This is a genomic window from Aequorivita sp. CRS11, assembly GCF_059693805.1.
This window is the reverse complement of record NZ_JCATIG010000004.1, coordinates 314,379-336,680: the sequence shown is the minus strand read 5'-3', so window position 1 is coordinate 336,680 and position 22,302 is coordinate 314,379. Positions and strand designations below refer to the sequence as shown.

Sequence of the window (22,302 nt, the reverse complement as noted above, 5' to 3'; positions counted from 1 at the left end):
TATAAACACCCCTAGACATATGATTAATGCACTCAAAAACAAGTCAAGAATAGCAGATTTTATTTTAACCCTGTTATTTGCTCTATTCATTAACTATTATACGGTCAGTGCCCAAAATATTTACAGGAACGAAAATGGACATATTCAAATGATGGCCATGTTACGGGACAAACCTTTAAAAGCAGAAAGTCATAAACTCGCTTTGTATTTGGATTATGGTAGCAAAGAGTTGAATGGTACTCTTGATTTGAAAACCTTATCCACAGATAACCCTGAAATAATGACCAATTTAAATGAGGAAGAGGAACCGCTTATTTTACGTTTTTCAGGATCTATTCCCTCTACGGATTTTTTATCAAAAGAACATGATCCTATAAATTTTAATTGGCTGGTCTCAATTACCTACAATAACAGCACTTATAATACCAGTTTAAAAGCCACCGTTACCCATATCTATTTTAGTTCTTCAATGTCATGCGTAATAAGCGCACATGGGCAAATTTTGGTCTCGGATACAGGTTTGGACAAGGTAATACCGGGATTGGACAAAACAATAGATGTGCAGTTTGCCCAAACAGTTTTAAAATTGGATTGAGCATCTTACCATGCTATATTGAGGGATATGGTTTTATAAAATTAGTTGTAGAAGCTAAGAAAAGAAAAATCAAGTAATAGCAAGAGGGCAATGAGTGAAAGTAGAAGAAATAGAAGAAAAAACAAGAAAAATACATATAAACAGAAAAATCCGATTACAAAAAAAGATAAGGTTATCGGAATTTCAGCGATGATAGGATTATTTATTGCTGCTGTAATACTAATCATATATCTAAATTTAGATTTTATTAGGCATTTGTTCAACCTATGAATAATACCATCCACATAAAAAATATGGTCTGTCCGAGATGTATATCGGCAGTTTCCGAAATTTTGGTGGTATTGAACATTGATTACAAAGCTGTCAAGTTAGGAGAGGTAGAATTGGTTTCGACACTCAATGAATTCGAAAAAAAATCTTTGTCAAAAAAGCTACAAAATGCAGGATTTAGTTTGATTGACGACCGTAAAAGCCAGCTTATCGAGCAAATGAAGAATTTGGTAATTGAGAAGATACATTATTCCAATGAAAAGACCGAATTAAAATGGGCAGATATTGTTACTGGCGAACTTAACTTGGATTATAAATATTTAAGTTCCCTATTCTCGTCTGTCGAAAGCATCACGTTCGAGCAATACATCATCAACCAAAAAATTGAACGTGTAAAAGAACTCATTGTCTACGACGAATTGACATTAAGCGAGATAGCTTTTCAACTACATTATAGTAGCGTTGCGTACTTAAGCAATCAATTCAAAAAAGTAACCGGAATGACACCTACGCAGTTCAAGAAATCTGTAGACAAAAACCGAAAATCCTTGGATGAGATTTAAGGTGTGTTTACCACAATTAAAGGGATATTTAAATCAATAGATGATATATTGATTTACCAATGAACCGAATTTAGATATCAAAATGAAATTGGACAGAAAGAAACATTGGGAAACAGTTTACGAAACTAAAAATCCAGACCAGGTAAGTTGGACGCAAGAAATACCAAAAACTTCACTGAAGTTTATACGTTCGTTCAAACTAAATAAAAAGGCAAAAATTATAGACATTGGTGGTGGCGACAGTAAACTTGTTGACTATTTACTCAAGGAAGGGTATAATAACATTACTGTACTTGATATTTCAGAAAAAGCAATTGCGAAAGCTAAAAAAAGACTGGGAGAAAAGGCAAGTAAAGTAAATTGGATTGTAAGCGACATTGCCGAATTTGAACCAGATACATCTTTCGATGTTTGGCACGACAGAGCAACTTTTCATTTTCTTACAACAGATGATCAGATTAAAAAATATACTAACATAGCGACAAAATTTGTAAGAGGTTATTTAATAATAGGAACCTTTTCACAAAACGGACCAAAAAAATGTAGCGGACTTGAAATAAAACAATACAATGAAGAGGAATTAACATCGGAATTAAAAAAAGGATTTGACAAAATTCGCTGTGTATCAGAGGACCACACAACACCATTCAACACCATACAGAATTTTCTGTTTTGTAGTTTTAAAAGACAATTAACTGTAAAGCCAGCAATACCCTCACCTACAAGCTAAAAGAACAGATGTACAATTCGGCAGTTTTAGTTTTTGCAAAACACAAATCAGAACAAAAGGAACATAATGATCAAAATTTACATATCATTCTTTTTTGTATTTAAGTATTTGCTTAAATAAGAAATAATTGTAACTTTGCCTTATGAAAAATAATTCTTGCATAAGACAACAGGCAGATATTGAACAGATAAACCATTGTAAAAAGACAGTTTCAGAATTAAATGAATCGTTTGACTATTTGGCAAATGGACTTTCTTTAGTCGGAAATAATGTTCGGCTAAAAATTCTTTACCTACTCTTTGAGGAGAAACGACTTTGCGTTTGCGACTTAAGTGATATTCTCGAAATGAATATTTCTGCTATCTCTCAACATTTGAGAAAAATGAAGGACAGAAATTTATTGGAAACCGAAAGAGATGCTCAAACGATTTTTTACTCACTAACCCCTGAATATTCAACATTATTAAATCCGTTTTTTGAAATACTCGATAAAAACAAAGTTTTAGAAACGATATGAAACGTGAGAACAAATTAATTGGTGCAGGTTTACTTGCTGCTATTACAGCTTCATTATGTTGTATTACACCCGTTTTGGCTTTAATCGCGGGAACAAGTGGAATTGCCTCAACATTTTCTTGGCTTGAGCCTTTTAGACCTTATCTAATCGGGCTAACAATTTTAGTGCTCGGCTTTGCTTGGTATCAAAAACTAAAACCCCATAAGGAAATCGATTGTGAATGCGATACGGACGACCTGCCTGCCGGTAAGGAAGGAAAATCAAAATTTATACAGTCAAAAACCTTTTTGGGAATAGTAACAGCATTTGCAATTATAATGCTGGCATTTCCATATTATTCATCCATTTTTTATCCGGATAATAAAAAAGAAGTGGTCATTGTAAACCAATCAAATATTCAAACTGTAAACTTTAATGTTCAAGGAATGACTTGTGCTGGCTGTGAAGAAAGCATAAAACACGCTGTAAATGAATTGGACGGTATTATAAATGTAACCCCTTCGTATGAAAAGGGAAATGCCATCGTAGAGTTTGATAAGTCTAAAACCTCTAAAGTAGCTATTGAAAAGGCAATTAATTCAACAGGATACAAAGTTATAAAAGATAAATAAACGCAAAATTACCCATTATGAAAAAACTATCAATAGTGCCTATTTTGGCTTTAATGCTGTTTTCTTTTCAGGCCAAATCACAAAGCAAGGAGGTTACAAATCAAGTTGTGGAAGTAGCTTCAAAGAAACACAATGCAACCACGGTGAAATTTAAAATTACAGGCATTACTTGTGCTGGTTGTTCCAATGCTATTTATAATGCATTAAAGGAAGTAGATGGTGTTTTGGAACATTCGGTTGAATACCCTGGAGATATTGCTGTTATTGAGTTTGATGGTTCAAAAACAAGTATCAAAGCCCTAAAACTTATCATAGAAAAGAAAGGGTTTAAGGCCGAAGTAATTAAAGGGAAGGTCTAATTTTTAATAAGTAAACAGTACCGATTTCAATGAAAAATACAGCTAAAATGAAAATCAAAATGCCTCAAAATAGAGAAACCATTACATTGGAAATCGAGGGTATGACCTGTAAAGGTTGTGCAACACATATCGAAAAGGATATGAACGCAACTGAAGGAGTTTTAAGTTCCACAGTTAACCACGAAACCGGAAAAGGCGAATTTAATTTTGATGCTGATAAGATGAGTAAGGCAAATGTAATAGATGCTATAAACAGCGTTGGTGATTATTCGGTTGTAAATAATGTCGACGAGGAAGAGGTTTCCGCTGTAAATTCCAAAGGCCAAAATAAATTCGATTTAATAATTATTGGTGGTGGTTCAGCTGCATTTTCAGCAGCCATTAAAGCTGAAGGTTTAGGGCTCACAACACTTATGGTAAATGCAGGATTAGATTTTGGTGGCACTTGCGTAAATGTGGGTTGTGTACCGTCTAAAAACCTTATTCGGGCTGCCGAAACGGTACGTCTCGCTACGCATTCCAATTTTAAGGGTATAAAACCTAGAGGAGCAGACATTGATTTTACACAAATCATAAAAGATAAAAAAGCATTGGTTGCTTCACTTCAGCAACAAAAATATATGGATGTGGTAAGTGATTTCAAAAACTTAACAATGCTTAAAGGTTGGGCAGAATTTGTAGATAATAAAACCATTCTTGTAAATGGAAAAGATACATACACAGCAGCTAACATCATTATAGCAACAGGAGCGACAACAAACATTCCAAGTATTGAAGGACTGAATAAAGTAGGCTACTTAACGAATGTTTCTTTATTCGATTTAGAAGAAAAACCAAAAAGCTTAACCATAATGGGAGCTGGCTATATCGGATTGGAAATTGTTATGGCATATAACCGTTTAGGAGTAAAAGTACGTATCATTGAATTTACCGACAGGCCATTACGCAGTCAAACAAAAGATATTACAGATGTTTTGGTAGAACAAATGAATAGTGAAGGAATTGAAATCCTTCCAAACTTTAGAGCTTTTAAATTTGAAAAGAAAGGTAACGATACAATTATTCATTGTAATTGTCCTGATGGTTCCACAACTCAAATTGTTGAAAAAGGACATATTGTGGTGGCTACAGGGACGAAGCCTAACACCTCTAATTTAGGGCTTGAGAATATTGGCCTAAAGTTAACAGAAAGCGGCCATATTATTGTAAATGAAAAGATGGAAACCAATATTTCCAATATTTATGCAGCAGGCGACGTCACCATTACACCGGCATTTGTTTATACAGCAGCAACCGAAGGTAGTACAGCAGTGAACAATGCGTTTTCATCAACAAAAACAAGTATTGATTATTCATCATTACCTTGGGTAGTATTTACAGACCCTCAAATCGCAGGAGCAGGTATAGATGAAATTGAAGCAGAAAAAAAGGAAATTCCTTTTGAAGTCAGTAAACTTGATTTAATTCACGTTCCAAGAGCCTTGGCAGCTCAAGATACCAGAGGGTTCATAAAACTGATACGCAACACTGAAACCGATAAATTAATAGGCGCAAGAGTAGTTGCACTTGAAGGTGGTGAACTGATACAACAATTGAGTATGGCTATTAAATTTGGAATCACTGTAAAAGATTTAGCAGAAAGCTTTTATCCATATTTAACTTTAGGAGAATCTGTTAAACTGGCAGCGATTACCTTTGGGAAAGATGTTTCCAAATTAAGTTGCTGCGCGAGTTAAGTTTGAGTTATGAAAGGAGAACAGTACAAATTACCTACTGATTTAATCTTGGATATTAAATCCAGATTAAAAACTTTGAGTGGTCAATTAAACGGCATTGTTAAAATGCTTGATGAAGGAAAGGACCCCGAACAAATAAACATACAGTTCAAATCCATTGATAAGGGGATTCAAAAAGCACATTACTTACTGTTGGACGAAGTCTATCGAAAAGCACTTGCTATTGGAATTGTAAAGGCCGTAGACTCTTGCCCAGGAAATTGTGGCAATGAAGATAAAATTGAATATTTAAAAAGTGAATTCCCCAATTTGGAATTATCCGATTTGACCAATCGCTTAAAAGAAATCCAAACCATTGAAACCAGATTAAAAAACTACAACGAAAAAAAAGACCAAAAAAAAGTTTGGTGACCCCCTACCTTACGTTCTCATCTTTGTTCCATTATTAATTTAAACTTAAATAAGATGAAACGACAAATCGAGATTTTTACAGCAGGTTGCCCGGTATGCGAGCCTGTGGTGCAATTAGTAAAAGAGACAGCAGGAAAGGACTGCGAAATCACACTTCATAATCTGTCCGAGCAATGCGAAAGTAAAATATGTGTTTCAAAAATGAAGGAATATGGGGTTACAAGGGTTCCTGCCATTGCTGTTAACGGAAAACTACTGAATTGCTGCACCAACATCGAAATCACTAAAGATGATTTGGTAAATGCTGGAATAGGAAGTTGTTAGGTATGGCACTTACCAAATTGAACAAAAAAGCATCCATGGGTACTGCTGTATTTTCAGCAGTTTCCCTTAAACTATGCTGCTGGGGTCCTTTACTACTTACAAGTGTAGCTGGGATTAGTGGTAGCTCGGTGTATTTCTCTTGGCTTATTGCCTTGAAACCTTATCTGTTGGTTATAGCATTTTTGTCATTGGGACTGGCCTTTTATCAGGTTTATAAAAAAAAGAAGGTGGACGATTGTGGTAACTGTGATATGGCTAAGCCATCATTTTTTAAGTCGAAATTCTATTTGTGGTTGGTTACAGTGTTTGTTGTTGTAATGACATTGGTTTCTTATTATCCACAAATATTTCATTCAACGGAGAAAGTAGGAATTGTTGCAACAAACAATACCGGTATTCAAACTGTAAAGTTGAATATTGAAGGGATGGTATGCTCGGGTTGTGAAGAAAACATCAACCATTCGGTAAACAAAATTGACGGGGTTGCAAATGTATCTACGTCTTTTGAAGAAGGGACTTCAATTATAGAATTTGATGCCACTAAAACGAATATCGATGAGATAAAAAAGGTCATCCAATCAAAAGGGTATTTGATTACAAATACTAAAGACCGATAGACACGTCCCCATTATGATTATAAGAGACATAAATTATTCCAATTGGGTAGTAATAATTCGTGAAGAGTAAATTCTACAAATCATTCAGCATATTACATAACATATTAAAGTCTATTAATCCTGAAATTTGTAACATACAAATAAGAATGGGTTTATGGAGACAATCAGCATATTTGAAACCAAAGAAAAGAAAACTAAAAAAGGAGTAAAAGAATCATTTCCTGTTACGGGAATGACCTGTGCCTCTTGTGCAGCAAGTGTTGAATCTGTATTAAAACACACGGAAGGTGTGTTTGATGCAAGTGTTAATTTTGCCAATAGTTCCGTTCTTGTGGAATATGACAAGGAGTTGAGTCCAAATCAACTTCAAAACGCGCTTCGTGAGGTCGGTTACGATATTATAATTGATGCCGAAGACCCTTCGGAAGTACAGCAAGAACTTCAGCAAAAGCATTATCAGGACATAAAAAACCGAACCATCTGGTCGGCGATACTTACGCTACCCATTTTTGTGTTGGGAATGTTCTATATGCAATGGGAACCAGGCAAATGGATTTCATTGGTATTGGCCTTTCCAATTCTTTTTTGGTTTGGGCGCAGTTTTTTCATCAATGCCTTCAAGCAGGCCAAACACGGTAAAGCAAATATGGATACCTTGGTGGCGTTGAGTACCGGAATCGCCTTCCTCTTTAGTGTATTCAATACCTTTTTTCCTGAATTTTGGTTAAGTCGTGGCATCGAGCCTCACGTATATTACGAAGCGGCTACCGTGATTATCACCTTTATTTCCTTGGGGAAACTATTGGAAGAAAAGGCAAAATCAAATACATCTTCAGCCATTAAAAAACTAATGGGGCTTCAGCCTAAAACCCTTAAAATTATTGAGAATGGGGAAGAGAGGGAAATCCCTATTTCATCCGTACAGGTGGGTCAGACCATTTTGGTGCGTCCCGGAGAAAAGATTCCGGTGGATGGCGAAGTTTCCAAGGGAAGCTCGTATGTAGATGAAAGTATGATTACGGGAGAACCTGTTCCAGTTCAGAAATCCCAAGGGGAAAAGGTATTCGCCGGTACCGTTAATCAAAAAGGAAGTTTTCAATTTACCGCTGAAAAGGTTGGTGGAGAAACCCTGCTTTCCCAAATCATTAAAATGGTTCAGCAAGCGCAAGGGAGTAAGGCACCAGTTCAAAAACTAGTCGATAAGATTGCCGGTATTTTCGTTCCTGTGGTATTGGGTATTTCCATTATAACCTTTATAGTCTGGATGTCAGTAGGTGGCGACAATGCCTTTTCACAAGCCTTATTGACCTCTGTAGCAGTATTGGTTATCGCTTGTCCCTGTGCCTTGGGCTTGGCAACGCCTACCGCCATAATGGTGGGTATCGGTAAGGGAGCTGAAAATAATATCCTTATAAAGGATGCCGAAAGTTTAGAACTCGGTCATAAAGTGAATGCTGTCATTCTTGATAAAACAGGTACAATTACAGAAGGAAAACCTTTAGTAACTGATATATTTTGGAAGGATAAACTCGAAGATATCAACGAATACAAAAAAGTTCTTCTAGCTATTGAAGCACAATCAGAACACCCTTTGGCGGAAGCTGTAGTCAATCACTTAAAAGATGAAAATATTGAAAAAGCTGAAATTGCTTCTTTTGAAAGTATTACAGGAAAAGGTGTGAAAGCTCAAACAGAAAATGGTTCACCATACTATGTTGGAAACCATAAACTAATGCTTGAGAAAAATATTCAAATCGATGCTTCCTTGATGCAAACAGCAGAAAGTCTCGAAGAGCAAGCGAAAACCGTCATTTTCTTTGGCAATGAAAAACAAGTGCTGGCGATACTCGCCATTGCAGACAAGATTAAGGAAACTTCAAAAATGGCCATAGCAACACTTCAAGAACGAGGCATTGAGGTCTATATGCTTACTGGAGATAACAATAAAACCGCATCTGCTGTCGCAAAACAAGTAGGAATAACAAATTACCAAGGAGAAGTGATGCCTTCGGACAAAGCGGCTTTTGTCGAAAAATTACAGGCGGACGGAAAGATAGTAGCAATGGTGGGCGATGGTATCAACGATTCGCACGCCCTGGCGCAAGCCAATGTGAGTATTGCTATGGGCAAAGGTTCGGATATCGCAATGGATGTAGCAAAAATGACCTTGATAACATCAGATTTACAATCTATCCCAAAAGCATTGGAACTATCAAAAAGAACCGTGTTGGGCATACGTCAGAACCTTTTCTGGGCATTTATTTACAACATTATTGGCATTCCAATTGCAGCGGGAGTTCTTTATCCTGTAAATGGGTTTTTGTTGGATCCGATGATTGCAGGCGCAGCAATGGCATTTAGTAGTGTATCTGTAGTAGCAAACAGCTTAAGACTTAAACGAGTAAAACTTTAATAATTAATAAATTCAATACTATGAAAACTTTAAAATTTAAAACAAATATCAATTGTGGTGGGTGTGTATCAAAAGTAACCCCTTTTTTAAACAAACAAGAAGGTGTAGAAAGTTGGGAAGTAGATACCGCCAATCCTAATAAAATCCTAACTATTGAAAGCGATGGTGCAACCGAAGAAGACGTAAAATCGACTTTGCAAAAAGCAGGATTTAAGGCGGAACCTGTAGACTAATACGTTTTTTTAATATGGCTTACATTTTAATTTCAGTTGTGATTGTTCTCTTTGCTGTTCATTTTTATAGAAAAGCGAAACGCCATAACGTAAAGCCATTTCCAGAGGATTGGCACAAATTACTGATGGATAATGTGCTGTTTTATAGAAACCTTTCAAAAGATAGGCAGCTTATTTTTTAGCAAAAAATGATGCAATTTTTAAGTGAGGTCTATATCGATGCTGTGCAGTTTGAACTGGAAGAGTTGGATAAGGTTTTAATTGCAGCAAGTGCCGTCATTCCAGTTTTTGGCTTTAAAGAATGGCATTACACCAATTTAAGTGGTATCCTTTTATATCCTGATAATTTTAATGAGGATATGCAATTTAGCAGTAAGGATAACTCACGGAATATTGGTGGAATAGTTGGAAATGGAAGGTTCGAGAAACAGATGATACTTTCCAAGAAAGCATTGTACCACGGCTTTAAAAATACAACGGATAAAAGTAATACTGGCATACGCGAATTTGTGCACCTTATAGATAAGTTGGACGATAGAACAGACGGTGTGCCAGAGCGATTATTGGAACATCAATATGCCATACCTTGGTTAAACTTAATCCATAAAGAAATGGAAGCGATAAATGATAACCATTCTGATATCCGAAAATATGGTGGCACCAATCAAGCTGAATTCTTTGCTGTAGCTTCGGAATACTTTTTTGAACGTCCGGACTTGCTTAAAAAGAAACATCCTGAATTATACAGGATGTTGAGTGAATGTTTTAATCAAAATTTGAGAGGTAATGTTTCACATTACAAAATATAATGATAATTTCTTTGCACAACCTGTGCATCTCAATTTTTGTATCTTTGTCAAACTTTATGAAAATATTCTTTTCCATATCAATGTCTATTTTATTCTTTTTTCAGGGAATCAGCATTGATATGGACTTTTGTGGGCCAATTAAAGAAATTTCAAGCATTATTACCCATTATCAAGACCATAAAGTTTATGGAGACTCTTTCCTTGAATACGTAGTCGAAGATTACATTGACAATGGTGCAAAAAATGAAGGGCATCATCATAACCCTGATAAGGAGAATACACCAATCCATTCCCATCAGCAATGTTGTCACCCTTTAGTGTTAATGATTGAGAACAACAATTTGGCTTTAATTAATCAATTAAAGTTTGAAGGAAAAAAACAGGTTAACTTACATAAAGTAAACTTCTCTTCCAGATATTTGGAATCGCTTTTCCAACCCCCTAAAGTATAATTCAGTTTTTTTTAAGGATAGCTATATCCTAACGTGATGCTTCTCAAGATAGGCATTGCTATATAAATGCGTTGCACCTATTCGCATCGTAAGTTTTAAACTGAATTAATACTTTTTCTATGATTAACAAAATCATTTCATTTTCCATTAATAATAAATTTATTATTGGCTTATTTATAGTGGCATTGGTTGGTACGGGCATTTGGTCTATGGCCACTATAAACTTGGGTTCTGTACCCGATATAACAAACAACCAAGTACAGGTAATAACCGTGGCCCCAAACTTGGGGACAGAAGATATAGAACAATTTGTTACCTATCCCGTAGAATTGGCAATGGCCAATCTTCCTGACGTCATCGAGCTGCGTTCAGTATCCCGTTTTGGGCTGTCCGTGGTTACCATTGTTTTTAAGGACGAGGCAGGCACTTATCTGCCACGGCAATTGGTACAAGAGAAATTAACCGAAGTTGCCGGAGAAATCCCCGAAGGTTTTGGCACACCTTTTATGGCTCCCATAACAACAGGTCTGGGCGAAATTTTTCAATATACCTTAAAAGTAAAAGAAGGCTATGAGGACAAATATGATGCCATGGAGCTTCGCACCATACAGGACTGGATTGTAAAACGCCAAATGGCGTTAGTCCCCGGAGTCGTCGAGGTCAATGCTTTTGGAGGTTATGTAAAACAATATGAAGTTGCCATAAATCCTGATAAACTAAAAAGTTTTGGCATTACAATGAATCAGGTTTTTGAAGCTCTTAAAGTGAACAATGCTAATACCGGTGGTGCTTACATTGAAAAAAACCACCAAGCCAATTTTATCCGTGGCGAAGGGCTGGCTCGAAGTATCGCCGATTTGGAAAACACGGTTGTGACCACTCAAAATGGAAGCCCTGTCTTGGTAAGGGACGTTGCCGAAAAAGTGGGCTACGGAAACCAAGTGCGTTATGGTGCATTTACCCAAGACGGTCACGAATCCGTAGGCGGACAGATTTTGATGCTTAAAGGCGAAAGCCCTGGTACTGTGATAGAAAATGTACAAAACCGGATTGATGAAATACAAAAATCCTTGCCGGAAGGGGTTTATATAGCACCGTTTTTAAGTCGAAGTGAATTGATAGGAAGAACCACAAGTACAGTCGAGAAAAACCTTATTGAAGGTTCGCTAATTGTGATTTTTGTTTTGGTGTTATTGTTGGGAAGCTTCCGTGGTGGTTTGATTACAGCTTCGGTAATCCCTTTATCATTGCTCTTCGCATTTATTTTGATGAAACAATTTGGGGTGTGGGCAAATTTAATGTCCTTGGGTGCAATCGACTTTGGAATCATCGTGGATGGTGCGGTAATCATTGTTGAAGGAATGGTATTCCATATCCATCAACGGATGAAAAAAACCACTACTGCCATAGGTCAGCCCGAAATGGATGAAATAGCCTACGAATCGGCAAGTACGATGATGAATTCGGCATTTTTCGGACAGCTTATTATTCTTATCGTCTTTACACCGATTCTCTTTTTAACTGGTGTGGAAGGAAAAATGTTCCGTCCAATGGCTTTTACCTTTGGATTTGCTGTTTTGGGAGCGATTATCCTTTGTCTTACTTACGTCCCAATGATTTCGTCGATGTTCTTGAAACCAGCAAAGAACCAAAACAGTTGGTTTGCCAAGTTTGAAAATAAAATTGATAGGTTCAGTGATAAAATAATGTCTGGGCTAAATAGAGGATATGTACCGTTGCTCAATTTTGCACTTCGTTTTCGGGCTGGTGTCGTTATAGGCGCAGTTACCCTACTATTAATCGCAGGATTTATCTTCAGCAATATGGGTGGCGAATTTATCCCAAAATTCGATGAGGGCGATATTGCATTCCAAGCGTTGATAAAACCAGGTAGCAGCCTTACGGAGTCCATCGAGGCTTCAAAAAAACTTCAAAATTTAATCAATGAATTTCCAGAAGTAAAAACCGTAATTTCAAGAATTGGGGTTGCCGAAATCCCAACCGACCCAATGCCTATGGACATTGCGGATAGTTATATTATTCTTGAAAAAGATAAGAGCAAATGGACTTCAGCAGACAGCAAAGAAGAACTTATCGAAAAAATACAGGAAAAAATTTCAGTTGTTCCAGGCGTAAATTTCGTGTTTACCCAACCTGTAGAACTTCGTTTTAATGAATTGCTTACAGGTGTCCGTGAGGACGTGGCCATTAAATTGTACGGAGAAGATTTGGGCGTTTTGGCAGACAAGGTACAGGAAATTGCTGCGGTCATCAGAACCGTCCCTGGCGCAGCAGATTTGAATGTAGAAGCCACCAGCGGCTTACCTCAAATGACGGTGGAATACAATCGCGCAAAAATGGCACAATACGGTGTAACCGTGGATAAATTGAATGATTATGTAAGTGCCGCCTTTGCAGGAGAAGAGGCAGGTGTAATTTTTGAAGGCGAAAAACGGTTCGATGTGGTTATCCGATTGGCAAAGGAATTTAGACAAGACATCAACAACCTTAAAAATCTTTATATCGATTTGCCAAATGGAGCGCAAGTACCATTAAAGGAAGTGGCGGAAATCAGTTATAAACCCGGACCGATGCAAATTTCAAGGGACAACACCTCCCGTCGTATTTCGGTAGGTGTCAATGTCCGTGGACGCGATGTAAAATCGATGGTCGAGGAAATACAGCAAAAATTGGAAACACAAGTAAAATTGCCACCTGGTTATTTTGTAACCTATGGAGGTTCGTTCGAAAACCTACAACGTGCTTCTGACCGATTGATGATTGTAGTGCCTATTGCACTTTTCTTAATATTCATATTGCTTTATTTTGCCTTGAGTTCGTTCTCACAATCGGTAATGATTTATATGGCAGTGCCTTTGGCGGCCATTGGTGGCGTATTTGCTTTGTGGGTTCGTGGAATGCCATTTAGTATTTCCGCAGGCGTTGGTTTTATCGTGCTCTTTGGAGTTGCGGTTTTAAACGGATTGGTACTGATAAACAAATTCAATGAACTAAAAGAAAGTGGAATGACAGACTTAAAAAAACGAATATACGAAGCAACGCACGAACGCTTACGTCCAATTTTGCTGACGGCAACCGCTGCCATTATGGGCTTTATCCCTATGGCGGTTTCTACCTCTGGTGGTGCGGAAGTGCAAAGGCCTTTGGCAACAGTGGTTATCGGTGGTTTGATTACCGCAACGTTTTTGACGCTTGTGGTCCTTCCCGTATTATACTATTGGCTGGAATCCCGAAAAGAAAAGAAGGACAATGGTGGAGATGTAAGCTATATTAAAACATCACCCAGTATCGTAACCGTATTATTGATGGTGGGAGGTTTGATGGCTTCTGGTACTTCATTTGCCCAAGACACCAATCAAGATGGTACAATCCCAACGACCTTGACCATTGATGAGGCCATTGCTATGGCTAAACAGAATTATCCATCGCTTAAGGAAAGTCAGGCATTTATTGACCGGGAAAAGGCACTAAAGGGAACGAGTTTTGACCTTGGTAGCACCCAAGTTTTCACGGGCAAAGAAGAATATGGCAATAATCTTCCTGGAGTACAAACAACCGTTGGTGTGCAACAGGGCAATATTGATTTGCTATCCGGATTTTCAAAATCGAAGTTTTATAAAGAGCGTATTGCCTTGGGAGAAAAGTTTTATGTGGCCAGTGAACAACAATTGGTGCGGAATGTGATGCAAGCGTATGACCAAATAAATTATTATAAGGCGCAGTTGCGCTTTGCAGACCAATTGGACAGTATTTATGCCAATTTTAAGACCGCTGCCCAACTTCGCTATGATACGGGAGAAACAGGCAAATTGGAATTTATTTCAGCCTCTTCCGAATTTCAACAGATTCAAGTATTAAGGCAACAGGCCTTTGATGATATTGAAATTGCCAAACGTGTCTTAAAACAATATTTGGGAACCGACGAATCCATTGAGACCATTAATGAACCATACAAAACATTGGATTTTATGGCGACATTGGATTCCACTTCGGTGGCCAATAACCCAATGTTGCAATATGCGTTGCAAAATGCCGAAGTAAGCAAGGCAAACGTAGGTGTTGAGAAATCACAATTCCTGCCGAAATTCAGCTTATCGTATGGCAGACAGGTTGTGGATGAAGTGTCAGGCTTCAACACCTATCAGGCAGGTATTAGCATTCCGTTATGGTTTTTTCCCCAGAAGTCAAGGGTAAAGGCGGCCAAGGCAGACGCAATGGTAGCAGAGAATCAATATTTGGAACAAAAGGCGGTCACGGAAAGTCGTGTGTCGCAATTGACTAAATCCCTTGAAAAAACAAAGAAGATTTTGCAATATTACGAAGAAGGCGCACTATTGTTGGCAGAACAGCAAATTACCACAGCGCAATTGGCATCCAAGGAAGGCGAAATAGATTATGTCAATTATATCACAATTCTCAACAGTGCCATCAGGATAAAACAAAACCATTTGCAATACATAAACCAGTTTAACCAACAATCCATTGAGATACAATATCAATTGGGCAATTTATAATCTTAAAAAAAGAAAAATGAAGAATATATTATTAGTAAGTACCGTATTATTTACACTTATGTTTATGAGTTGTAATGATGCCCCAAAATCTGAACTTGGGCATAACGAAGCCGAAGGCGTATCAAAAACCAATGAAGCTGGGGAAGATGCACACGGCGATGAAGGCCACAATGAAGGAGAAGAAGAAGGTCACAGCGAGGAAGAAGGCGTTGTGGAACTTACAAAGCAACAGGCCGAAACCATAGGTTTGGAAATGAAACCTTTGGAGGAACGCAATTTAGGGAACAACATTAAGGTAACGGGAACGCTGGAGCTTTTCCCACAGGACAAGGCGAACATAAGCCCGTTTGTTGGTGGAAATGTGAGTGCCATAAAAGTAATACCCGGAGATAACGTAAGCAAAGGTCAAGTGCTGGCATATATAGAACACCCGGATATCATTGCAATGCAACAGGACTATCAGGAAAAAAATGACGAACTGGTCTTTTTGAAACAGGATTTTGAACGCAAGCAGACGCTTTATGACAAAGGCGTTTCTTCGGGAAAGGAATTTCAAATGGCTCAATCAAAATTTCGTTCCACAACATCCAGCGTCAATGGTTTGAGGGCCCAATTGAAGTTGTTGGGGATTAATCCGGAAAAAGTGGCGGAAGGACAGATATATTCCGCAGTTCCCATTACCACACCCATAAGTGGTTATGTGGATGAAGTAATGATTAGCCTTGGCGATTACGTGGCACAACAATCCAAAATGTTCTCGATAAGCGATAATTCAAAAATTTATGTAAACTTCAAAGTCTATGAAAAGGACATAAAGCAAATCCAGAAAGGACAACAGATATATTTTTCCACGGCCTCTCGCCCAGATGAACTGCTTAAAGCAACCGTTCGGTCTATAGGTAAAACTTTTGAGACAGACCCAAAAGCCATAGAAGTTCTTGCTGATATAGAAAACAAGGATAAAAATCTTTTGCCAGGTATGTATGTAGAAGGGCGCATAGTGCAGGGCGAGAAAAAGGGTTTTGCCGTTCCGGAAGCCGCCATTATAAAGGAAGGCGAGCAATCCTTTATTTTTATCTTGGATGAAGATGAGGAAATGGAAGTAGGCAAAATGAAATTCAAAATGATACCCGTAACGGTTGGTATTACTGATTTAGGCTTTGTTGAAGTCAATCTGCCTGCCGAAGTTTCAACCGATGCCAAAGTGGTCATAAACGGAGCTTATAACCTGTCTTCTGAAATGATAAAGGGCGAACTGGAACACGGACATTAATTCAATAATAATCAAAGGTTTTGATTCCGAGTTTGTTTATCGTCTTAATTAGTTAGTTAAAAATTATAAAACAGACTCGGTTCAAAATTGATTAAAAATTTAAAAAGTTAATAATATGAAAGAAATAAAAGCATTTATAAAACCGAACCGAATCCAAAGAGTCATTGAAGCACTTTCTGACAATGGATTTGAAAGTATGACCCTTTCACAAGCAGAAGGCACGGGCGCGTTCAAGGCAAAAGGTGCCAGACCGTCGCTGGATTTTCACGTAACAGATAGTCCAGTGGTCAAATTGGAATTGGTCTGTCAAAATGAGGAAGCCCAAGCGGCCATTGAAACAATTATAGCCAACGCCAAAACCGACGGGCCTGGAGATGGTATAATTTATATAGCTAATATAGAAGATGCGTTTCACATTAAAACAGGAGATTCCTTAAAACGTTACGACCTGTAATTCTCTTTCTAAACAAATGGAAAAAATAGTTCAATTTTTAGAAAGCAAAGGAATACGACCTACAGCTATGCGCCTTATGACCTATAAGCGGTTGGCAGAGTTGAATGTTGCCATCAGCCTTGGCGATTTGGAAAAAGATTTTAAGATCAGTGAAAGAAGTACCCTGTTTAGGACTATGAAAGCGTTTGAAGAAAAAGGGATTGTGCATCAAATCGAGGATGGGACAGGAATTATAAAATACGCCCTTTGCGAAGAAAATTGTGAATGCGAGGTCGGCAACGACCTTCATTTGCACTTTCATTGCAACAATTGTAATGAGACGGTCTGTTTAACAGAACATAAAATCCCTCATATCAACTTGCCTGATGGTTATATTACCGAGGATATCAACTTGGTGGTAAAGGGTATCTGCGAAAAATGCAGTGGCAATTTGGATTAAACCTTTGGTTTTTAAATTCAATTATCATTTATAAATAATTAGCAATGATAACAATCTATAAAAAAGAGGCTACGGTATATATGGTAGCAGAGAATAAGCTGGATGCCAAGGATTATGAAAACTTGATACCGGTCTTAACAGAACACATAAATGCATATCAGGAAGTGTTCTGGTACATTGAAATGCAAAATTTTGAAGGCTGGACGGTAAGTGCCTATTGGAAGGGTATTGAATTAAATCTTCCGAATGAAAAGCATTTAAAGCGTGTTGCTTTGGTGGGTAGCGTTAAATGGCAAGAGCAATTTACCGAGGTATTGCTTCCTTTTTCAGAAGCCCATATAAAATTTTATAAGACCGAAGAAAAAGACGATGCCAAAGAGTGGATAAAATAAAAATAAAAAATGGAAAAACTACAACTAAAAATACCGGTCATCCTTCCGCAAGTTCCTAACGAAAAAGATTCTTGTGTTGAAAGGCTTATTCAAAAACTACAAGCTAAAGAGGGCATCGAAAAAGTGCACATTGCCGATGCAAACGGAGCTGATGTACCACAGCTCTGTTTTCATTATGACCCAGATATCATTTCCATTGACCGCATTCAATCCCTCGCCGAAAGTACTGGTGCCGAGATTACCGAAAAATACGGGCATTTGCTCATTGAAGTTAAAGGAATCAGACACACAAGACAGGCTCGTTCCATAGAGAAAAGCCTTTTGGCAATCAATGGAGTTTTGGAAGCTTCCGTTTCAGGCTCTGGAATGGTACGACTTGAATTTGATAAAAAGCAAACAAATTTTGATGAAATAAGTAAACAAATTGAAAAAGAAGACCTTCAGGTTCAACGCAGTGCTTCAAACGAAAATGATTACACCAAAGCATCCAAAAAACAGGAGCGTTCAAAGAAGGAAGATACTAAAGAGCAAACTTCCACAGAGGGACACGAGCACAAAGAAGGCGAGACCCACGAGGAAGGAGAAGAGCACGCCCACGGTGGTATTTTCGGTAAAAATACGGAGCTCATTTTTTCCATTATCTGTGGGGCACTTCTCGGAATAGGTTTCGGCCTTTCCTATGTGGAATCCATCCCAGATTGGGTCAGTCTTACTTTATACATTGGCGCTTACTTTTTCGGTGGTTTCTTTACGGCCAAGGAAGCAGTACAGACCGTTGCCAAAGGCGGTTTTGAAATTGACTTCTTAATGCTGGTTGCCGCCATTGGTGCAGCCATTCTGGGAGAATGGGCAGAAGGTGCATTGTTATTGTTCCTGTTTAGTTTGGGGCACGCCCTTGAACATTATGCAATGGAAAAGGCCCGAAAATCTATCGCAGCACTGGCAGATTTGGCACCAAAAACGGCCTTGCTGAAAAAAGATGGCAAGACAGAAGAAGTCGGGATTGAAAAATTAATTATAGGCGATATCATTGTGGTCAAGCCCAACAGTAAAATATCTGCCGATGGTGTTGTGGTCAAAGGAAAAAGCAGTGTCAACCAAGCACCTATCACAGGGGAAAGTGTACCTGTGGACAAAATTCCTGTGGAGGATACGAGCAGGGACTATTCGGCAGACGATGATATCAAGGACGAAAACCGCGTTTTTGCCGGAACTATCAACGGTAATAATACTCTGGAAATAAAGGTAATCAAAGAAGCCAAAGACTCTACGCTGTCCCGACTGGTCAAATTGGTCAACGAGGCACAGACCCAGAAATCCCCTACCCAACTGTTGACCGACAAGTTTGAAAAATATTTTGTACCATCCGTACTGATATTGGTTAGTATCCTACTCTTTGCCTTTTTGGTCATTGATGAACCGTTTAGTGCCAGTTTTTACCGTGCAATGGCAGTATTGGTAGCCGCCAGCCCCTGTGCACTGGCCATTTCAACACCAAGTGCGGTATTAAGCGGTGTGGCACGGGCAGCACGGGGCGGTGTACTTATCAAAGGTGGGCGACCGCTTGAGGATTTAGGGGTCATTACCGCTTTGGCTTTTGATAAAACGGGCACGCTTACCGAAGGCAAGCCCAAACTTACCGAAGTAGTACCATTGGGGAATATTGAAGAAAATGAACTGTTAAAGATAGTCGTTGCCGTTGAAAACTTGAGCGACCACCCTTTGGCCAAAGCCGTCGTAAGGGATGGGAAAGAGCGTCTGAAAGGTACTGATATTACCGATGCGTCAGATTTGGAAGCGATTCTCGGAAAAGGTATCAAAGCGTCCTTGGGCAAGGATAAAATCTATATTGGAAACCTGGACTTGTACGAAGACCTCGATGAAGCAAAACCATCCGAAGAAATATCGAATAAAGTAAAAGAACTTGAAGGGGGCGGAAACACGACGATGCTTATAAGAAGGAACAAAGAATATATCGGTATCATCGCCCTGATGGACACCCCACGGGAAGCGGCCAAGGAAACGCTGAAAAAATTAAAGGAAATCGGTATCAAGCGGATGATAATGCTAACCGGGGATAATCAAAAGGTTGCCGACGCCGTTGCTAAAGAAATTGGATTGACCGATGCTTGGGGAAGCCTGTTGCCAGAGGAAAAGGTAGATGCCATTAAAAAATTAAAAGAACAGGAATCCAAAGTCGCAATGGTTGGCGACGGTGTGAACGATGCCCCTGCAATGGCAAACAGCACCGTAGGAATCGCAATGGGTGCAGCGGGCAGTGATGTGGCATTGGAAACGGCTGACATTGCCCTAATGGCCGATAAACTGGAAACCCTGCCCTTTGCCATAGGTTTGAGCAGGAAGGCAAAGGCCATAATCAAGCAGAACCTTTGGGTAAGCCTTGGGGTTGTGGCACTTTTGATACCGGCTACCATTTTGAGTTGGGCAAATATAGGGGTTGCCGTTGCGTTTCACGAGGGGTCTACCTTGGTAGTCGTGGCCAATGCTCTGCGCCTTTTGGCTTATAAAAAAGATTAGAAAAATTGGGACATAGAAGAACCTGGTTTTTTGAAAGAATATTAAATGACAAAGACGGAAAAAACATTATTGGCTAAAGGGATTCGACCTACTCAAATGAGGTCGAAGATATACAAGTTCCTGAAAAGGAAACAAAGTGCCGTGTCCTTTTCCGATTTAAAAAAAGCCTTTGTTCAAAAGAGCGAAACCAATAAAACAGCCAACAGAACGACCTTTTATCGCAATCTCAAGATTTTTGAGGATAAAGGGTTGATTCATCAGATTAATGATGGTGTCGGGGTGTCAAAATATGCGATTTCTGATGAAAATGCCAAAGGTAAATACGGTACAGATTTACATATGCACTTTCATTGTACCGATTGTAGGAAAACAATCTGTTTACCAAATAAAATATCGGAAGAAAGCTTGCCAGACGATTATGAAGTGAACGATGTGAACCTTGTATTGAAAGGAATTTGTGAAAAATGCAGAAAAAAATAACAGGTGGGAGTACTTGAACCTTGAACCCTTGCGCCCAATGGTCCAGTTCAGGTTTCTTCCACCCTCTTTAACTACAAAATATGACAGAACTAAAAAAATCATTATCAGAAGGCATCATAAGGGCGGAAGAATGGTTTTATGATTTAGAAGGATAATACTTAATTAAAAACTATATAAAATGTTACAGATAATCGAGTTAAAAGAAAAAAATATTGTTGCAACAAAAGCTTCGGGAAAATTGAGAAAAGAAGATATAGAAAAAATCCATCCACTTATCCACGCTATACTGGACAAGGGAATGAAAGTCCGTTGGTATTTTGAGATGGTCAACTTTACGGGTTGGGATTTACCTGGTTTATGGGAAGACCTGAAAATGGACACAGCCCACGCCACGGACTATGAAAAAATAGCAATGGTAGGAGATAAAAAATGGCAGAATTGGATAACCCAATTTATGAAACCTTTTACCAACGCCGATATTAAGTATTTCAATTTAGACCAAAAGGAAGAGGCCAAAAGTTGGATTGAAAGCCTGTAAAGTTTATAACTGTAAAAGACAAACGATGAATAAAAAAAACATTCTTATTACCATTTTAATTGGGTTTGCAGTAGGTGTTTTTATCCTTCAACCTTTTGGAATAACAATTTTCACGTTTAGCAGACAGAATTATGAAATTAATTGGTGGCAATATTTAATAAATAATTTCATTGAAATTTTGAATATCAATGGGAATCAAATTTTTGAGAACACTCTGTTTGGCTTATTAGGTGCAAGTGTTGCGCTGATTTATTATTTCGGTAAAAGAGAAAAGGATATAGATAACAAGTAGCGGTAAATCGTTATAGGAATGAGCGAAATTTTTTATTTAAATAAGTTAAGTGAAAACTTAATTAATAGCAGGCAGCTTTTATGATGCTTTTTAAAGCAAAATGATTAATAGCATTAAAAGCAAAAGTAGAAGCTGCTTTTTTAAATTATACAAGTAAAGATGGGCATTATGAATATTAAACATTGTTTTTTAATAATCTTGTTGGTTAGTTATTATAAGGTAAATGCCCAAAAAGTTTATACAACTGAAGAAGGTCATATTATGATGATGACTTTGGTTGACAATAAACCCGTCAAGGCAGAAAGCCATAAATTGGCACTATATCTTGATTATGATTCCAAAGTGGTCAATGGTGTACTCGACCTTAAGACTTTATCAACAGATAGTCCTAAAATCAATGCCCTTTTAGAACAGCGGGAAGACCCTTTAATACTACGATTTACTGGCACAATTCCATCACAAGATTTTTTATCAAAACGGCACGACCCTATCAACTTTAATTGGCTGATAGATGTTACTTATCAAGGGAAATCCTTTAAATCACAATTTAAAGCAACCATTACCCATATAGAACAAGGAGTAAGTATGTCCTGCCTGATAAGTGCAACCGGACAATTATTGGTTTCAAATACTGGTTTGGATTCCTTAATAAAGGGTATCGATGATACCATAGAGGTGCAGTTTGCCCAATTGGTGTTGAGATTGGAATGACTGTGAATTT

General features: G+C 38.1%; 23 protein-coding genes and 1 pseudogene. All 24 read left to right on the top strand.

The annotated features are described in order from the left end of the window. Positions 1 to 19 precede the first annotated feature (19 nt). The 24 genes and pseudogenes from AC58DT_RS10145 (at position 20) to AC58DT_RS10030 (ending at position 22,292) form a co-directional block, all read left to right on the top strand. The gene (locus tag AC58DT_RS10145; protein ID WP_497216720.1) at positions 20 to 595 is read left to right on the top strand and encodes a hypothetical protein; all 576 of its coding nucleotides are present in this window, start codon (positions 20 to 22) and stop codon (positions 593 to 595) included. Positions 596 to 861: 266 nt separating this feature from the next. Further along, on the top strand, positions 862 to 1,428 hold the full coding sequence (locus tag AC58DT_RS10140) for a helix-turn-helix domain-containing protein (protein WP_497216719.1): 567 nt from the start codon (positions 862 to 864) through the stop codon (positions 1,426 to 1,428). Between the two features lie 82 nt (positions 1,429 to 1,510). Then, positions 1,511 to 2,158 (top strand): class I SAM-dependent methyltransferase, encoded by a 648-nt coding sequence (locus AC58DT_RS10135; RefSeq protein WP_497216718.1) that lies wholly within the window; start codon positions 1,511 to 1,513, stop codon positions 2,156 to 2,158. 142 nt (positions 2,159 to 2,300) lie between these two features. Next, complete coding sequence (locus AC58DT_RS10130) at positions 2,301 to 2,675, top strand: ArsR/SmtB family transcription factor (protein ID WP_497216717.1); 375 nt, start codon at positions 2,301 to 2,303, stop codon at positions 2,673 to 2,675. Beyond that, a complete protein-coding gene (gene merTP / locus AC58DT_RS10125; protein WP_497216716.1) occupies positions 2,672 to 3,286 on the top strand; it encodes a mercuric transport protein MerTP in 615 nt (204 codons plus the stop codon). Before AC58DT_RS10130 ends, merTP begins: the two co-directional genes overlap by 4 nt. Positions 3,287 to 3,303: 17 nt before the next feature. Beyond that, positions 3,304 to 3,645 carry a heavy-metal-associated domain-containing protein gene (locus AC58DT_RS10120; protein WP_099543538.1) on the top strand — a complete coding sequence of 114 codons (342 nt, stop codon included), beginning with the start codon at positions 3,304 to 3,306 and terminating at the stop codon, positions 3,643 to 3,645. Between the two features lie 29 nt (positions 3,646 to 3,674). Beyond that, positions 3,675 to 5,381 (top strand): mercury(II) reductase, encoded by a 1,707-nt coding sequence (merA, locus tag AC58DT_RS10115; protein ID WP_497216715.1) that lies wholly within the window; start codon positions 3,675 to 3,677, stop codon positions 5,379 to 5,381. Between the two features lie 9 nt (positions 5,382 to 5,390). Then, entirely contained in the window at positions 5,391 to 5,792 is a 402-nt protein-coding gene (locus tag AC58DT_RS10110) for a metal-sensing transcriptional repressor (protein WP_497216714.1), read from the top strand. A 54-nt stretch (positions 5,793 to 5,846) separates the two neighbouring features. After that, positions 5,847 to 6,116 carry a thioredoxin family protein gene (locus AC58DT_RS10105; RefSeq protein WP_497216713.1) on the top strand — a complete coding sequence of 90 codons (270 nt, stop codon included), beginning with the start codon at positions 5,847 to 5,849 and terminating at the stop codon, positions 6,114 to 6,116. A gap of 2 nt (positions 6,117 to 6,118) precedes the next feature. Beyond that, positions 6,119 to 6,733, top strand: a complete 615-nt coding sequence (locus tag AC58DT_RS10100) for a mercuric transporter MerT family protein (RefSeq protein WP_497216712.1) — start codon at positions 6,119 to 6,121, stop codon at positions 6,731 to 6,733. A gap of 154 nt (positions 6,734 to 6,887) precedes the next feature. Next, a complete protein-coding gene (locus tag AC58DT_RS10095; protein ID WP_497216711.1) occupies positions 6,888 to 9,146 on the top strand; it encodes a heavy metal translocating P-type ATPase in 2,259 nt (752 codons plus the stop codon). A gap of 20 nt (positions 9,147 to 9,166) precedes the next feature. Then, the gene (locus tag AC58DT_RS10090) at positions 9,167 to 9,379 is read left to right on the top strand and encodes a heavy-metal-associated domain-containing protein (RefSeq protein WP_497216710.1); all 213 of its coding nucleotides are present in this window, start codon (positions 9,167 to 9,169) and stop codon (positions 9,377 to 9,379) included. 14 nt (positions 9,380 to 9,393) lie between these two features. Next, positions 9,394 to 10,188 (top strand): annotated as a pseudogene (locus AC58DT_RS10085) (M90 family metallopeptidase). Positions 10,189 to 10,244: 56 nt separating this feature from the next. Beyond that, positions 10,245 to 10,640: a hypothetical protein gene (locus AC58DT_RS10080; protein WP_244745226.1), complete on the top strand. Its 396-nt coding sequence runs from the start codon at positions 10,245 to 10,247 to the stop codon at positions 10,638 to 10,640. A gap of 119 nt (positions 10,641 to 10,759) precedes the next feature. Then, positions 10,760 to 15,175, top strand: a complete 4,416-nt coding sequence (locus AC58DT_RS10075) for a CusA/CzcA family heavy metal efflux RND transporter (RefSeq protein WP_497216709.1) — start codon at positions 10,760 to 10,762, stop codon at positions 15,173 to 15,175. Positions 15,176 to 15,191: 16 nt separating this feature from the next. Next, positions 15,192 to 16,448, top strand: coding sequence for an efflux RND transporter periplasmic adaptor subunit (locus AC58DT_RS10070; protein WP_154192130.1), 1,257 nt, complete (start codon positions 15,192 to 15,194; stop codon positions 16,446 to 16,448). Positions 16,449 to 16,563: 115 nt separating this feature from the next. After that, the gene (locus AC58DT_RS10065; RefSeq protein ID WP_076547108.1) at positions 16,564 to 16,902 is read left to right on the top strand and encodes a P-II family nitrogen regulator; all 339 of its coding nucleotides are present in this window, start codon (positions 16,564 to 16,566) and stop codon (positions 16,900 to 16,902) included. Positions 16,903 to 16,918: 16 nt separating this feature from the next. Then, complete coding sequence (locus tag AC58DT_RS10060) at positions 16,919 to 17,341, top strand: Fur family transcriptional regulator (RefSeq protein ID WP_497216708.1); 423 nt, start codon at positions 16,919 to 16,921, stop codon at positions 17,339 to 17,341. Positions 17,342 to 17,385: 44 nt separating this feature from the next. Beyond that, the gene (locus AC58DT_RS10055) at positions 17,386 to 17,733 is read left to right on the top strand and encodes a SpoIIAA family protein (RefSeq protein WP_008992769.1); all 348 of its coding nucleotides are present in this window, start codon (positions 17,386 to 17,388) and stop codon (positions 17,731 to 17,733) included. 9 nt (positions 17,734 to 17,742) lie between these two features. Continuing rightward, complete coding sequence (locus AC58DT_RS10050; protein ID WP_497216707.1) at positions 17,743 to 20,271, top strand: heavy metal translocating P-type ATPase; 2,529 nt, start codon at positions 17,743 to 17,745, stop codon at positions 20,269 to 20,271. A gap of 45 nt (positions 20,272 to 20,316) precedes the next feature. Further along, on the top strand, positions 20,317 to 20,751 hold the full coding sequence (locus AC58DT_RS10045; RefSeq protein WP_136567580.1) for a Fur family transcriptional regulator: 435 nt from the start codon (positions 20,317 to 20,319) through the stop codon (positions 20,749 to 20,751). Positions 20,752 to 20,929: 178 nt separating this feature from the next. Further along, positions 20,930 to 21,289 carry a SpoIIAA family protein gene (locus AC58DT_RS10040; RefSeq protein WP_025743380.1) on the top strand — a complete coding sequence of 120 codons (360 nt, stop codon included), beginning with the start codon at positions 20,930 to 20,932 and terminating at the stop codon, positions 21,287 to 21,289. Between the two features lie 25 nt (positions 21,290 to 21,314). Continuing rightward, positions 21,315 to 21,581, top strand: coding sequence for a hypothetical protein (locus tag AC58DT_RS10035; RefSeq protein WP_025743379.1), 267 nt, complete (start codon positions 21,315 to 21,317; stop codon positions 21,579 to 21,581). A gap of 168 nt (positions 21,582 to 21,749) precedes the next feature. Then, positions 21,750 to 22,292 (top strand): hypothetical protein, encoded by a 543-nt coding sequence (locus AC58DT_RS10030; protein ID WP_025743378.1) that lies wholly within the window; start codon positions 21,750 to 21,752, stop codon positions 22,290 to 22,292. Positions 22,293 to 22,302 lie beyond the last annotated feature (10 nt).